Here is a 13,688-nt window from a genome sequence, read left to right as displayed (position 1 = left end):
ATTCGCATCGGGGGCACCGGACCAACCGCCCTCGATGCCCCCCAATACTATGCGCCCACTTGTTATTATCGGAGGGTATCTCACAAGCCCTAACGACTTCGCCCCGCTGGCACAGCTGCTGTCTACATCGCCCTATGGGTACCAGACCTTTATCGCACCGATCAGCCGGACACGCTGGCTGATCACGCGCGACTGGGACTTTCGCAAGGTGATTGCGATTGTCCGCGCCACGGTTGAGCAGGCCCTGAGCGCCAGCGGGGCTGAGCAGGTCGATATCCTGGCCCATAGCGTCGGCGGGATGGTGGCGCGTATGTACATGGGCGAACAGCCCTATAAGGGCGAGGTGTACGGGGGGCACCGCTATGTGCGCCGCCTAACGATGCTCGGGACACCCCACCACAGCCAGGAGCACTGGACACGCCAGTCGGTCGGCTTTGTAAACAGCACATACCCCGGAGCCTTCTACCCCGAGGTGCGCTACACCTCTGTCGTTGGTCGGGCGATCCAAGGCAACCCACGCGGCACACTCATCGAGCGGATGTCGAGCACGAGCTATAGTACCGTCTCTGGGCCAAGCTTCCTGGAGGCTTGGGGCGATGGGATTAGTACCCTGGAGTGCGCGGCGCTGAGCGGTGCCGAGTACCTGGCGGTTCAAGGTGTCTCACACTCGCCCTTTCATGGGCGACCTTGGTATGGCGATCAAGAGGGATTGGCCTTGTGGGGCAAGGTTCTGCGCTGAGCGTTGCATCTGATCTCCCGATCCCTGGCTCGTATGTCAGCTCCGAGTCGCCAATGCCTATTGTTTGAAATATCCCATTTTTGTACTATAATACAAATACATGGTGTGGGAGATACCTGAGCGGCGAATTATCTACTCATGAGAAAGCGATTATTGATGGACAGCGTTACCCTTCAAGAGGCTCCGGCAGTTACGAAAACCCCCTGCACCCCTGGCTGCCGCTGTGGCCAGGATGAAGACACATTGTTTGCAGGCACCGAGCGGGCCTATGACATGGTCTTCAAAGGCACCGTTGACTTCTTCGCCATCAAAGCAGCCACCGACCTGGGCCTCTTTGCCGCGATGGGCGATGAGACGCGCGATCTCGGCGCGCTCGCCGAGGCCACCGGCACCGTGCCGATGCGCCTAGAGAAGTTCCTGATCACGCTGAAGGAGATCGGCGTCGCCCGACAGGCTGAGGGCGGATGGGCGCTCACCCCCTTCGCGGTGCAGTTCTTCACCGACGCCGAGCACCACCGCAATCTGACGATGGTGCCCTTCGTAGACTATATCAGCAGCCTAGTGCAGACCTTCTACGTGAACCTGGCCGATGTCGTCCGCGGCAAGACGGACTTCACCAGCATGGTGCCGTACCCGCCGCGCACCCGCGAGGACAACGTCTTCTACGAGACGATCCACCGCAGCAATGTGCACTTCCCAATCCGGCTGCTGCGCGAGCACGCCAAGCTTGATGGCGTGACCCGGCTGCTCGATGTCGGCGGCGGCATCGGCGATATCGCATCCGCGATGTGCGAGCGCTTCCCGGATCTCAACGTCACCCTGATCAACCTGCCGAGCGCCCTCGATCTCGTGTCGGAGAACGTCGCCTCTCGCGGTCTGGCAGATCGAATCAGCCCCGTCGCCGTTGATATGTATAAGGACGCGTACCCACAGAGCGATGCCGTCCTCTTCGGGCGCATCCTCTACCCGATGAACGCGCAGTTCTGCACCATGCTGCTCAAGAAGGCCTACGACGCCCTTGAGTCGGGCGGGCGCGTGCTGATCATCGATATGATCATCAGCGACCCTGAGAAGCCTAACTACGACTACCTGACCCACTATATCTGCTCGATCAGCATGGGCTTCTCGGTCCTCGACTTTAAGGACCACGCGATCTACCACGATGTGCTACGCAATGTGGGTTTCACGGATGTGACCGTGAACGAGGCCTACGATTACGTGCTCTACCAGGCCGTGAAGCCGTAACAATGGGCGATATGATCACGACTTCTGAGCAACAGGTGCCCCTCGCCAAGCGTATCAGGGCGCATATCGAACTGGCCGATCCAATAACCTGGATCTCGCCGGCGATGATGTGTATCTGTGGTGCGATCGCCTCCTCAGCACAGGCTGGAGGCTTCGAGTGGGCAAGCGGTCGACAATGGGGGCTGGCTATGCTCGGGGCCCTGATGATCGGCCCGCTCGGCACCGGCTTTAGCCAAAGCATCAATGACTATTACGACCGCGAGATCGACGCGATCAATGATCCGTCACGACCTATCCCGGCCGGGCTGGTGAGTCTGGCTGGCGCACGGATGAACTGGATCATCCTCGGCGCAGGGTCGTTCCTGATCTCGCTGCTGTTCGGCAACCCGCTGATCACCACCCTCGCCGTGTTGGGGATCATCATCTCGGTGATCTATAGCGTGCCGCCGATCAAGCTGAAGAAGAACTACTGGCTGGGGCCACCTGCGGTGGGAATTGGCTATGTAAGCATCAGCTGGATCGCAGGCCATCTGATATTCGCGCCGGTTACTTGGCAGAGCGTTACGGTAGCCTGCTTTAACGGCGGCCTTACCGCCGGGCTGCTCCTGCTCAACGATATTAAAAGCGTTGAGGGCGACCGCCAGCACGGGCTCCAGTCCCTTGCAGTGGCCATTGGAGTGCAGAAGACCCTGATCGTCGCCTATGGGGTAATCAATGGCTTTGAGGCGCTCCTGATGGTGCTGGCGATCCTCTGGGGCAGTTACTGGGTGGCGGCGTTCATCCTCTTTGCGCTCGTCGCACCAATCTATAGCCAGGTCAAGCTCTATCAGGAACCTAACCACAAAAACTTCATGCGCTACCTGATCGCAAGCAACCCATTCGTAGCGCTAATCCAGTTAGTCTCGGCGTTCCTTGTCGGTGGCTATTTCGGATGATTGCGGATCACAGGCGTTCACCATCTGCGATCCGCTGTCGAGGCTTTTCATCGGTGATAACAAGGGAGGTTTGCAATGTCCGAAACTCAGGGCGATGTACGGGTACGCAGTGTCCGCACACAGCGGAGCGATAGCTTCGTGGAGTCGGCGGTGGAGTTCGGCGGCGGGGTTTTGCGCATGGGCCTTTCGGTCGCCACGCTGCCCTTCGCGCTTCTCCCGAGCGAGTCGCGCCAGCACCTGCGCAACGCGACGAAGGAAGTGATGTACGCCTTTGCTGGCCTGCCCGGCGATCTCGCCAAGGTTGCTAGCACTGCGGTCGAGGATTGGGCCGCCAAGACGGACGGCGCCGCCAAGACCGCTCCGAAGGATGAGCTGACAACGAGCTAGTGATATCGGCGCGGCCTGCCGCGCCCCAGTGAAAGCGAGCATCTCTATGAGCAATACCGAGCGCGATGGCCTGTTCGGGATCGGTGCCTCCCTGGTGAGCGGGACGATCCGTTTGAGCCTGACGGCCGCCTCCGCCCCGCTGATCATCCTGCCCGGCGAGACACGCCGCCGCGTCCGCCGCGCGATGGCCGAGGGCGCCCGCGCGATCATCGCCATCCCCCAGGAGATCTCTAATGTCTCCGAGCGGGTTGTTGATGACATCTTCTCCGGCGCTGAGCCCACGCTCAACCTGCCGAGCACCGAGCAGATCGGTGAGCGCGCCCGCGCATTCACCGAGCGCCTCGCCCGCGCCGCCGATGAGTTCGGCACCAGCGTCGGCCGCATCGCTGGGCGTGCCGCCGACGGGGCGGAGCGCACGGCCGCCCGCGTCGATGAGTGGATCGAGAAGCCGGCGACGCCGACCAAGTAGCTCGGCCTATAATGGGCGGCTGACAGGGTGACGGGGTGACAAGGTGACACTGCCACCTTGTCGCCCCGTCACCTTGTCAGATATCATGCTGGCCCAGAAAAAACTATGGTATCCTAAAATTAAGAGTCTTTCCAATTATCGAGCACCTCACATCATGCATATCATCATTCTCGGAGCTGGCTATGCCGGCCTGCGGACAGCCCTTGATCTTGACCGGCGCCTTCGCGAGAAGGGTCTAGATGACGTCGTTACACTGATCGACCAGAACCCTTACCACCAGCTCGTCCAGGAGATCCACCTCACCGCCACTGCAGGCATCGGTAGCCTTGATGCGATCTATGATATCGGTCGCCTGCTCAACGGTCGGGCGATTCGCTTTATCCAGGGTCGGGTGAAGGCGCTCGCGCCCGCCATCCGTGAGGTTCAGCTCGAAGATGGCCAGAGCCTGTCCTATGACCGTCTTGTGCTCGCCCTCGGAAGCGAGGCGGATTATCATGAGACGCCCGGCGCCCGCGATCACACCTTCCCCCTGCGCACCTACGCCGGGGCTATCGCGCTGCGCGACCATATCATCGGCCAGTTCACGGCCGCCGCAAAGCAGAGCGATCCAAAGCAGCAGCGCATACTTCTCACCACCGCGATCGTCGGCGGCGGCTATACCGGATGCCAGGTGGCTGGCGAGCTTGCGGTCTGGGTGAATAAACTTTGTGCGGAGACAGGCGCGCCGCGAGGCGAGGCACGGATCGCACTGCTCGACCGCAACGAGCATATCCTCAAGCAGTTCGGCCCATGGGCAGGCCACGAGGCGGAACGTATCCTTGACCAGCGCGGCGTAAGCATCTACCTCAATACACCCACCGAGAGCGTCGAGCACGAGATGCTGCGCATCAGCGAGGGGCGTGTCCTGCGCGCCGGCACGATCATCTGGGCGGCCGGGATCCGCGCGCCTGATATGATCGCCGCCGCTGGGCTGTCGGTCGATCATGTCGGGAGGGCGATTGTCGATCGCTACCTGCGTGTCGAGGGCCAGGCCGCGATCTTCGCCCTCGGCGACTGCGCCTCCATCGCCGACTCAAACGGTACACCGCTGCCGTCAACCGCCAGCTTCGCCATACGTCAGGGCGGGCGTCTTGCAGAGACGCTCCTCGCCGAGGTGATGGGCAAGACGCCCCATGCCTACGAGCCCGTCCAGCTTGGCGAGCTAGTCTCTCTCGGCCCCGACTACGGCGTGGGCAACCCGTTTGGCCTGCCGCTGACCGGGTACCCTGTGATCCTCTTAAAGAAGGGCATCGAGCAGTACTACCGTGCCTCTATTGAGGCGGCATAGGGCGAAGATGACGAGCGGGGCTCCGCCCCGCTTCCCACCCTCAGGTATCTCAGTTCTGGCTTGATGGTACGGAGCAATTGAGAGTCGTAGGACAGCTCCCCGATGACAACGCATACGATCCACGAGCACTGGCTTGAGGGGCTGCACGGCCCGATGCGCTACTGGCACTCAGCGCCACACCACGGGCTCCCGGTCATCCTCATCCACGGCTACGGCGCGATGATCGAGCACTGGAGTGCGGTCATGCGGTCGGTCGCCCGCCAGCACTGTGTGGTGGCACCCGACCTCTACTACTTCGGGAAGTCGGCCATTCCCCACGTGCCGCCCAGCCGCCGGCTCTGGTCAGACCAGATCGCCGAGCTGATCGCCGATGTCTGCCACGGGCCGGCCATTATCGTCGGCCACTCTATGGGCGGCATGGTCGCCGCGCAGGTCGCCCACGACTACCCGCAGCTTGTGCGTGGCCTCGTGCTTGTCGATAGCACCGGCCTGACCGACCCGCAGAATCAGCCCTCAGAGCTGGAAAATTTTTTCTACAGATTCATGAGTTCGCCGGGGGTTGGCGAGCTGCTCGCAAGCGTCGTCGCGAATGAGCTGGGGGCTCGCCAGGGGCTCCTCTCATCATACTACCGCAAAGATCGAGTTACCCGCGAGCTGATCGAGCAGTTCAGCGCGCCGCTGCGCCGCTGGGGCGGACGCGAGGCATACCTGACCGTCAGCCGCGCATTCCCCGAGCTATCCCTCGACTTCGAGAAGGGCGAGGTGACTGTACCGACTCTTCTAATCTGGGGTGAGCACGACCAGTCCGTTCCTCCCACCCTGGCCGGCTACTTCCAGCGCACGCTGCTACCACAGGCGACGATCGCGATCATCCCCAACAGCGGACACTGCCCCTTCGACGAGACGCCCCAAGAGTTCTGCGACATCCTCCTGCCCTGGCTTGACACCCTGGGTGCTGAGGATTGAGTATACGGAGGCTCCTATGCCGACAAAACGTGAGTGGCAGCAGATGCTTGAACAGCGACTGCCATCGAAGGATCGCTACACCGATCGGAATCGTGCGATTACGGCGTACTACGCCCAGTGCTACCTCCAGCAGCCGGATGTGTTTAAATGGGCGGGCATGGCCGCGTTCGCATCCTATCAGGTGGGGGTTGGGCTCCAGGTGGCGGAGATGCTGATGGCCCCGCGGGCCCTCGCCGCCGTGCCGAAGAACAGTGCCGGTGATGACATGCTTGCACTCAGCCTACAGCTGTATCAGCTGGGAATGAGCCTAGCCTTCACCGTGCCTATCGCGCTCCACGATGCCGCCACCCGGCCGCTGCTGCTCAACGACCTCGATCTGCTCAAGCAGGGGAATGATCAGATCTTCGATGATGTAGCCTGGGCTCACCTCGCCTATGCGCAGTCTGGCATAGACGAGATCGAGGCGAATGTGGCCGAGAGCGAGCAGCCCTATCTCCTCCAGGGCTTCCGCATGATTGACGCGGGCGTGAAGAAGCTTGCCGACCCGGACCAGCGCCAGGCCGGCAAAGCGCTGATCCGCGACGGGAATATCACGCTGCTCAGACACGAGCAGCAGGTGACTGTGCCCGGCGTTATGGATCGCCTGACACAGCTCGGCAAGCTGATCGTCTCGCTCGGTGGCGCACTGGATTTCCAAAAGGCCGATCAGAACTCAGCCGGTGGTTCGTGGTTCAGCGGCTACTTTGGCCTCCTGCCGGTCCTCTCCGGGCAGGTCTCGCTCGCGCGGTTCGAGGATCGCTGGAGGTGGCTTGAGGGAGAGGCGCTGCCGCTCTGGGATAAGATCGATGCGGCCTACGCGCCTGCGACGTCGTTCCACCAGCGGCTGGTGTCGATGGCTGAGTGTAAGCCATCGCTGCTCCAGCAGATCACCGACCTGATGACAAACAGCTACCAGGCGGTCGGGCTCCAGCTGAGCCGAGTGTGATCGGCCCTGAAGCCTGTGGCCCCAGCATCTTCACGTGACGCGTCGAGATGTGCCAGCCCCTCGCTGGCACATCTCAGCACATTCGGGCTATTTTTCAGGAAGGAGCCTGCACATGACCCTCTACATGGAGAAGGCCGATCAGGCCGGCGCGCTGCTTGGCGAGCTTGACCTCGACTGCTGGCTCACCTTTGTCCGCGAGACGGGCGAGCGCCCCGACCCCGGCATCGATCTGGTGCTTGGTAGCAGCCTGACCTGGACCTCGGCCCTGATCTTCGGCAAGGACGGCTCGCGCACCGCCATCGTCGGCCGCTACGATGTAGAGAATGTGCGCCTCAGCGGCGTCTTTCCCGAGGTGATCGGCTACGACGAGGATATCAGCGCACCCCTGCTGGCAGCCCTCCAGAAGCTCGACCCGCAGCGGATCGGGCTGAACTATAGCCTCGATAGCCACACCGCCGACGGGCTGACCTACGGGATGCGACAGATGCTCGATCAGATCCTGGCCGACACCCCCTACCTCGGGCGACTCGACTCCGCCGGAGAGCTGCTCTCGCGCCTGCGCGCCCGCAAGACCCCCGCCGAGCAGGCGCGCGTCAGTGCGGCCATCGCTGAGACCGAGGAGATCGTCGGCCTGGTGAGCGCCCAGATCCGCCCCGGAGTCAGCGAGCTCGAACTTGCCGACTTCGTTCACGCCGAGTTTCGACGGCGCGGCCTGCCCAGCTCATGGGATTGGGGCTACTGCCCGACGGTCAACACCGGCCCAGACTCACCCCTCGGCCACGTCGCGCCGCAGCCGCACATCACCGTCCAGCCTGGACATCTGGTCCATATGGACCTGGGCGTGATCAAGGAGGAGTACTGCTCCGACATCCAGCGCATGTGGTACGTGCTCCGCCCCGGGGAGAGCGCGCCGCCCGCCGAGGTCCAGCGCGCATGGGAGACGGTCATCGCGGCGATCGACGCCGGGGCGGCGGCTCTACGCCCCGGCGTCTACGGCTGGCAGGTGGACGCCGCCGCACGAAAGGTGATCGTCGACGCCGGCTACCCCGAGTACCGCCACGCCCTCGGGCACGGGCTCGGCCGGGCATGCCACGACGGCGGCCCCCTGCTCGGACCGCGCTGGGCGCGCTACGGGAGCGCCCCCGATCAGCTGGTCGAAGTTGGCCACATCTACACCCTGGAGCTCGGCGTGCCCACGCCGGCTGGCTACCTCGCCCTGGAGGAGGACGTCGTCGTCACCGCCGAGGGCTGCCGCTTCCTCAGCAGCTACCAGCGCGAGCTGATGCTGATCTGAGCACGCACAGCCTTCTAACGCGCAATGCAACAGTTGTGCTTCTGGCGCAACAGAGGCACCTATGATAGCATAGGGGTATCCCCTAGCAGAAGGAGCATAACATGGCACAGCAGCGCCGATTCAGCCCGCGCGACGAGGTCTACCTCGCCAGCACCAGCTTTGAAGTCTATATGGTCACTGGGCTGGTATTTCTTTTTATCTTCACCGCCTTCTTCATCACCAGCATCAAGATCCACGCCGAGTGGATGATCTGGCCGGGCGGCGTGGTGGGAGCAGCCGTAGGCTTCGGCGTATTTAAGCTCCTTGAGCGACGCGAGCAGGTCCGGAAGCTGGCCGAGGTTACGGCGAACCCCATCGCCGAAGAGGACGCAATAGTCCAGTAATCTTCCTGTTGGCGTCCTGTCATCCGCGCGCGGGCCTCCGCAGTCGGCGACATGCTACGTTATAAGCATGTCGCCGTTCTGCATCTCGGGAGGCCCGATGACACCCCTGCGCACCCTCCGCACGAACAGAGCCCTCACATTCCTCGACCTCGCACATCTCACCGGGATGCCGGCCCGCGCCATCGCTGAGGCCGAGTATGGCCTACGGGCGCTCTCCTGGCGCGAGCAGGAGCTGCTGGCCTTTGTGCTCGGCGTGCGGGCTACCGACCTCGCCCCGCCACAGCAGCCAGCGCACAGCACAGCGCTGACCAGGCCAGATGCACACATGGCCGGCGCGCCAGCCCTGTTCGCCATCGCCCTGGCCGCGACGCTCGCCACAGCAGCGATGCGGGGAGATCTCCCGCAGATCAATGTCCCTATGCCGTCCCTCAGGGCGACACACTCCACCCCTGTGCCAGAGCCAGCAGTGGTCGGCGCTGTAGGGGATCTTGCCATCAGCTCTGCGAAGAGCGCGGCCATCGCCACATACCGAGCCAGCCTGGAGGCGCTGGCACACCGTGCGGCAGCTCACCCCGATCCGATCGCCCCGGCGCTACTGCAAACGCCGATGCCCGCCGCGCCGACGCCGAAGTTCCAGCTCACCGCCGAAGGGCCAGCAGGGTGCCCGGTGCAGCCGACAGCCGGCAGCGTGGTGATCACCCAGGGCTACGGCGTCGGTAGCCACGCCCCGGCGAGCATCTGGGGTGCCATCGACCTCGCCGTGGACGGCGATAGCGATGGCTACGCCGATCCGGGCGCCACATGGTACACGCCGGTGGTGGCAACCCACGACGGCACGATCCGAGTCGATCTGGACAGCTACCCGGCGGGGAACCACGTGTGGGTGAGCGACGAGGCCAGCTCCTGGCGCACCGGCTACTCACACCTGGCCATCGTCACCGTCATCAGCGGGCAGCACGTGCGCGCCGGCGAGGTGATCGGCATGATCGGAAGCAGCGGCGCGTCGAGCGGCCCGCACCTCGACTATCAGGTCTGGGATGGGGAGGTGAATGTGAACCCCACGGAGCTTGTGGGGTGCTGAGCAATGCACCATGCACCATTGAGGTGGTGGCATGGTGCAATTGGACACTACCCGCGGATGCTGCGCTGGAAGAGGCTCAGCGCCATCCAGGTGCCGAGAACAGCGAAGAGGAGTACCACGGCCAGGCTAAGCAGCAGGGGCAGCGTAGGGGCCACGCCAAAGGCCAGCGAGCGTACGGCGTCGATCAGATAGGTCGTCGGGTTGAGCAGCACGATCACCCGCATCCAGCCGGGGAGCACCGACAGCGGGTAGAGGGCGTTTGAGGCAAAGAGCAGCGGCAGGTTGAAGAGGAAGATCATGCCGTGGTAGCCGGCGATCGAACGCGACACGGCGGCGACCGCCAGGGCCAGCCCGCTGAAGCCGATCGCAAAGAGCGCCAGAAGCAGCAGGGCCGCGAGCCAGCCCAGCGGGTTCACCGCCAGGTGGGCGCCCATCAGCACGCCGACGACCAGCATGATCGCCGCCTGGATCATCGCCTTCGTGGCAGTGCTGGTGGCATTCCCCAGCAGGATGCTCAGCCGCGGGATGGGCGCGACCAGATACTCTTTGGTGATGCCGCGCAGCCGCTCATCGAGCAGCACCATCCCGCCGCCCACAGCCCCGCCCAGGGTGCTCAGGGCGATGATCCCAGGCAGAATGTAGGACATATAGTCGCTCCCGCCCACATCCCCGATCATCCCGCGCATGCCCACCCCGAACAGCAGGACCCACAGCACCGACTGGAGCGCCAGGCCAACAAGCTCCTCAGTGCTGCGCCAGAACTTCGTCATATGCTTCGACCAGATCACATAGGTCGCATACATCGCCATACCCTTTCTAGTCTCTCAGCGCCCGGCCCGTGTGATGGAGGAAGGCGTCGGCGAGGCTCGGCCGGGCGATCGTCACATCCTCCACGCGGTAGCCATTGCCGCCGCTGGCTCCGACGATCTCCACCAGCCGCCGGCTGCCACTATCAACATACACCGAGACATTGCCGCTATCACTGTCGGACTCGACCCGCTCGACGAAGGACATGCCCTTGATCTCCGCGACAAAGTGCGCGGGGTCGCCGTGTCCGCGCACGCGGATCACATCGGCGCCAAGCTGAGTGACAAGGCCAGATGGCGTGCCCTGGGCAACAAGCTTACCACGATCAACAATGCCCACCTGATGAGCAAGCGCCTCAGCCTCCTCCATATAGTGCGTCGTCAGCAGCACCGTCAGACCGCTCTGTCGGTTCAGGTCGCGGATATAGCTCCAGATACCCTCACGGTTCTGCGGGTCGAGCCCCTGGGTCGGCTCATCGAGGAAGAGCACGGCGGGGTCGGTCATCAGGCCGCGGGCCAGCTCAAGTCGGCGCTTCATGCCGCCCGAGTAGGTCTTGACAATACGGTCGATCGCATCGCCGAGCTGCACAAGATCCACCAGATCGACGATCCGCTTGCGGCGCAGATCGCCGCCCTGCCGGTAGAGTCGCCCGTGGATATCGAGCACCTGCCGCCCGGTCAGATCCTGATCGAGCACGATATCCTGAAACGTCACCCCAATCCGGCTACGCACCTGCTCAGCCTGAGCCAGCACATCGAAGCCGGCAACCCGCGCAATGCCGGACGTCGGCCGCACCAGGGTGGTCAGCATCCCGATCGTCGTCGTCTTACCAGCGCCATTCGGGCCAAGCATCGCATAGATCGCGCCAGCCTCAACCTGAAGGTCGACCCCATCGACAGCCACCAGATCGCCATAGCGCTTTACGAGGCCACGGGCCTCGATCGCCATATCACTCATCACTATCCTCATTCATCTAGCGCAGAGAGAGACATCTGAAGTCCAAAGGCGAAGATCGCAGTAGCGCAAACGTCACCCTGTCACGCTGCGCGTGCCCGGCCCGTACACGGGCGGGCTCTTGTCCAACGAAGGCCGCCTGCGCGGCCTGCCTGAGGCCGCGCAGGCGGCCTTCGCAGACCGTCGCCCGGCGGCTTCAGCCGCCGGGCGACGCCGCACAGGGCGAGTTTTGCGGTATTGCCGAAGATCATTCTGCAACCTGCGATCATCTCTAGGGAGCGCGCAGCTCGACCCGTGATCGGCGGACTAGGAGGGAGTGGGATCAGCGGTAGAGTGAGAGGAGTTGGCGGAGCGCGCAGCGATCAGCCGGTCGACCCATGTGATCTCAGCGTCGAGATGAAGCAGATGGTGCTCGATCACCGCTGTATGTGAGGGCGGCAGACTCACGTGGAGCGCCTCCATCTGCGCACGGTGAGCCAAGATCGCATCGCGCCGCGCGGAGAGAAGGCGTAGGCTCTCATCGGCTGCTAGCTGATGCTCAAAGATAACACCAATATCCTCGGCATAGACGGGTGGATCATAGGCCGCGAGATTCTGACGGAGCAACTCCTGAAAGCGCGCCTCGCCAGTCGGCGTGATCCGATAGACTTTTCGCTCGGGGCGATTGCCCTCGCGCTCGATCTCCTCCGCCACATGCCCCTCGCGGCAGAGCTTATCGAGCAGGTAGTAGGCCGTTGAGCGCTTCAGGTCAACACAAAAGTTCATCTGCTCATCGATGAACTCATTCAGCTGGTAGCCGTGCATCTCCTGGGCGCGCAGCAGGCCAAGCAGCAACAGTTGACGATCCATGGTCATACACTCATGTCCCTTAGTGGAATAATCAGAACTGAGTATATCTCCAGGCTCGTAACTTGTCAAACCCTCACACGACCACATCATCGATCAGCTCGCGCAAGGCGGCCGCATCAACATCCTTCTTATCAAGGAAGGCCACGGCGCCGGCAGCGATGCCCTGGCGATGAAACTCTCTATCCGGGTATGCGCTAAAGAGCACAACGCGCACCGACGGCAGCGCACTATGCAGCATGCGAGCACAATCGATCCCACTCTCATCGCCAAGCACCACATCGACGAGCGCAAGCTGCGGCGGGTTTGCCTGCGCCAGACGGAGCGCCTCCTGCGTGCCGCCTACCTCAAGGATCAGAGCAGCAGGGTAGGCCTTACCAATCATACGACGAAGCTGCGTGCGGTAGCGCACATTATCATCGACAATCATCAGCACAAAGCGTGGAGGATAGCGATCACTCTCACGCGCAAGAGGCGGAGACGCAGAGCCACCTAAGCCTATAGCAGTAGCATGTTGATGCACATAGCTCACCGCCTCAAGCCGACTCTGCACGCCAAGATGCCTATAGAGCCGCGTCAAATGATTCTCCACCGTCTTCACGCTCAGGCCAGTACGCCGGGCGATCCCGAGGTTATCCAGGCCTTCCTGGAGACAGAGCAGCAGCTCACGCTGACGCTCCGTAAGAGTCAGCGGGGACGCCTCGCGCAGCCGCACCAACTTATCCACGAGCGGGCTACAGATCCAACGCTCGCCAGCAAGCACGCGCTGCACGGCGAGCTGAAGATCTTTCAGCGGCTGATCCTTCAGGTGGTATCCATTCACACCAACTGCCAGGAGCCCTTGGACGTAGATATCATCGTCATAGGCGCTCACAACAAGGATCTTCATCTGAGGATACATCTCATGAGCGCGACCAATATCAGCAATCGGCTCAAAATGAGGCATCGTAACATCGATCAGCAGACAGTCGGGATGGAGGCTCTGGAGGGCAGCAAACAGCGTAAAGCCATCCCCAACCTCGCCCACAACCAGCAGATCAGGGATGCCTGATAGCGCATTCGCAATACCGGCGCGAACCACAGCGTGATCATCGGCGAGGAGGACACGAGTCATAAGAGTTGCTCCGCACGCAGAGGAGATGGCTCCTTTGTTCAACCGACGATCGGAGATAACACCGCGCCGCCCCTGACAGTGTCAGGGGCGGCGCGGTTGGGGTGAGGGTGCATGGACCTAGGTTCCCAGCGGGTGCCCCGCCAGTAGGATCGGCGC

15 protein-coding genes are annotated in these 13,688 nt (G+C 62.7%); 11 read left to right on the top strand and 4 right to left on the bottom strand.

Annotation, left to right across the window (positions count from 1 at the left end):
• The first annotated feature begins 49 nt into the window (after positions 1 to 49).
• The 11 genes from K2Z83_RS24335 to K2Z83_RS24285 all read left to right on the top strand — a co-directional run bounded on the left by K2Z83_RS24335 (position 50) and on the right by K2Z83_RS24285 (position 9,811).
• Positions 50 to 739 (top strand): triacylglycerol lipase, encoded by a 690-nt coding sequence (locus K2Z83_RS24335; protein WP_220597772.1) that lies wholly within the window; start codon positions 50 to 52, stop codon positions 737 to 739.
• A gap of 243 nt (positions 740 to 982) precedes the next feature.
• A complete protein-coding gene (gene bchU, locus K2Z83_RS24330) occupies positions 983 to 1,984 on the top strand; it encodes a bacteriochlorophyllide d C-20 methyltransferase BchU (RefSeq protein WP_255604479.1) in 1,002 nt (333 codons plus the stop codon).
• Between the two features lie 11 nt (positions 1,985 to 1,995).
• The gene (gene bchG / locus K2Z83_RS24325) at positions 1,996 to 2,919 is read left to right on the top strand and encodes a (bacterio)chlorophyll synthase (RefSeq protein ID WP_220597770.1); all 924 of its coding nucleotides are present in this window, start codon (positions 1,996 to 1,998) and stop codon (positions 2,917 to 2,919) included.
• Between the two features lie 75 nt (positions 2,920 to 2,994).
• The gene (locus K2Z83_RS24320; RefSeq protein WP_220597769.1) at positions 2,995 to 3,306 is read left to right on the top strand and encodes a hypothetical protein; all 312 of its coding nucleotides are present in this window, start codon (positions 2,995 to 2,997) and stop codon (positions 3,304 to 3,306) included.
• A gap of 46 nt (positions 3,307 to 3,352) precedes the next feature.
• A complete protein-coding gene (locus K2Z83_RS24315; protein WP_220597768.1) occupies positions 3,353 to 3,775 on the top strand; it encodes a hypothetical protein in 423 nt (140 codons plus the stop codon).
• 85 nt (positions 3,776 to 3,860) lie between these two features.
• On the top strand, positions 3,861 to 5,102 hold the full coding sequence (locus tag K2Z83_RS24310; RefSeq protein ID WP_255604478.1) for an NAD(P)/FAD-dependent oxidoreductase: 1,242 nt from the start codon (positions 3,861 to 3,863) through the stop codon (positions 5,100 to 5,102).
• Positions 5,103 to 5,204: 102 nt separating this feature from the next.
• The gene (locus K2Z83_RS24305; RefSeq protein ID WP_220597767.1) at positions 5,205 to 6,068 is read left to right on the top strand and encodes an alpha/beta fold hydrolase; all 864 of its coding nucleotides are present in this window, start codon (positions 5,205 to 5,207) and stop codon (positions 6,066 to 6,068) included.
• 16 nt (positions 6,069 to 6,084) lie between these two features.
• The gene (locus tag K2Z83_RS24300; protein WP_220597766.1) at positions 6,085 to 7,053 is read left to right on the top strand and encodes a hypothetical protein; all 969 of its coding nucleotides are present in this window, start codon (positions 6,085 to 6,087) and stop codon (positions 7,051 to 7,053) included.
• Between the two features lie 112 nt (positions 7,054 to 7,165).
• Positions 7,166 to 8,347: a Xaa-Pro peptidase family protein gene (locus K2Z83_RS24295; RefSeq protein WP_220597765.1), complete on the top strand. Its 1,182-nt coding sequence runs from the start codon at positions 7,166 to 7,168 to the stop codon at positions 8,345 to 8,347.
• Between the two features lie 101 nt (positions 8,348 to 8,448).
• Positions 8,449 to 8,730 (top strand): hypothetical protein, encoded by a 282-nt coding sequence (locus tag K2Z83_RS24290; RefSeq protein ID WP_220597764.1) that lies wholly within the window; start codon positions 8,449 to 8,451, stop codon positions 8,728 to 8,730.
• A 97-nt stretch (positions 8,731 to 8,827) separates the two neighbouring features.
• Entirely contained in the window at positions 8,828 to 9,811 is a 984-nt protein-coding gene (locus K2Z83_RS24285; RefSeq protein WP_220597763.1) for a peptidoglycan DD-metalloendopeptidase family protein, read from the top strand.
• 47 nt (positions 9,812 to 9,858) lie between these two features.
• On the opposite strand, the gene K2Z83_RS24280 is transcribed toward K2Z83_RS24285, so the two are convergent.
• From K2Z83_RS24280 to K2Z83_RS24265, 4 genes are all read right to left on the bottom strand, one after another.
• Positions 9,859 to 10,614: an ABC transporter permease gene (locus K2Z83_RS24280; RefSeq protein WP_220597762.1), complete on the bottom strand. Its 756-nt coding sequence runs from the start codon at positions 10,612 to 10,614 to the stop codon at positions 9,859 to 9,861.
• Positions 10,615 to 10,627: 13 nt separating this feature from the next.
• On the bottom strand, positions 10,628 to 11,575 hold the full coding sequence (locus K2Z83_RS24275) for an ATP-binding cassette domain-containing protein (protein WP_220597761.1): 948 nt from the start codon (positions 11,573 to 11,575) through the stop codon (positions 10,628 to 10,630).
• Positions 11,576 to 11,878: 303 nt separating this feature from the next.
• Positions 11,879 to 12,427 (bottom strand): PadR family transcriptional regulator, encoded by a 549-nt coding sequence (locus K2Z83_RS24270; RefSeq protein WP_220597760.1) that lies wholly within the window; start codon positions 12,425 to 12,427, stop codon positions 11,879 to 11,881.
• A 67-nt stretch (positions 12,428 to 12,494) separates the two neighbouring features.
• Positions 12,495 to 13,532 carry a response regulator gene (locus K2Z83_RS24265; protein WP_220597759.1) on the bottom strand — a complete coding sequence of 346 codons (1,038 nt, stop codon included), beginning with the start codon at positions 13,530 to 13,532 and terminating at the stop codon, positions 12,495 to 12,497.
• Between the last annotated feature and the right edge of the window lie 156 nt (positions 13,533 to 13,688).

Origin of the sequence: Oscillochloris sp. ZM17-4 (assembly GCF_019599295.1) — a bacterium.
Taxonomy (GTDB): domain Bacteria; phylum Chloroflexota; class Chloroflexia; order Chloroflexales; family Chloroflexaceae; genus Oscillochloris.
The sequence above is the reverse complement of the archived record's forward strand: the minus strand, read 5'-3'. Positions and strand labels throughout refer to the sequence as shown.

Excerpts from the sequence above, each read along its gene's own strand:
- K2Z83_RS24290 (WP_220597764.1), top strand. The coding sequence starts at position 8,449 with ATGGCACAGCAGCGCCGATTCAGCCCGCGCGACGAGGTCTACCTCGCC.
- K2Z83_RS24295 (WP_220597765.1), top strand. The coding sequence starts at position 7,166 with ATGACCCTCTACATGGAGAAGGCCGATCAGGCCGGCGCGCTGCTTGGC.
- K2Z83_RS24285 (WP_220597763.1), top strand. The coding sequence starts at position 8,828 with ATGACACCCCTGCGCACCCTCCGCACGAACAGAGCCCTCACATTCCTC.
- K2Z83_RS24270 (WP_220597760.1), bottom strand. The coding sequence starts at position 12,427 with ATGACCATGGATCGTCAACTGTTGCTGCTTGGCCTGCTGCGCGCCCAG.
- K2Z83_RS24265 (WP_220597759.1), bottom strand. The coding sequence starts at position 13,532 with ATGACTCGTGTCCTCCTCGCCGATGATCACGCTGTGGTTCGCGCCGGT.
- K2Z83_RS24335 (WP_220597772.1), top strand. The coding sequence starts at position 50 with ATGCGCCCACTTGTTATTATCGGAGGGTATCTCACAAGCCCTAACGAC.
- K2Z83_RS24320 (WP_220597769.1), top strand. The coding sequence starts at position 2,995 with ATGTCCGAAACTCAGGGCGATGTACGGGTACGCAGTGTCCGCACACAG.
- K2Z83_RS24275 (WP_220597761.1), bottom strand. The coding sequence starts at position 11,575 with ATGAGTGATATGGCGATCGAGGCCCGTGGCCTCGTAAAGCGCTATGGC.
- K2Z83_RS24310 (WP_255604478.1), top strand. The coding sequence starts at position 3,861 with ATGCTGGCCCAGAAAAAACTATGGTATCCTAAAATTAAGAGTCTTTCC.
- K2Z83_RS24280 (WP_220597762.1), bottom strand. The coding sequence starts at position 10,614 with ATGTATGCGACCTATGTGATCTGGTCGAAGCATATGACGAAGTTCTGG.
- K2Z83_RS24305 (WP_220597767.1), top strand. The coding sequence starts at position 5,205 with ATGACAACGCATACGATCCACGAGCACTGGCTTGAGGGGCTGCACGGC.
- bchG (WP_220597770.1), top strand. The coding sequence starts at position 1,996 with ATGATCACGACTTCTGAGCAACAGGTGCCCCTCGCCAAGCGTATCAGG.
- K2Z83_RS24315 (WP_220597768.1), top strand. The coding sequence starts at position 3,353 with ATGAGCAATACCGAGCGCGATGGCCTGTTCGGGATCGGTGCCTCCCTG.
- K2Z83_RS24300 (WP_220597766.1), top strand. The coding sequence starts at position 6,085 with ATGCCGACAAAACGTGAGTGGCAGCAGATGCTTGAACAGCGACTGCCA.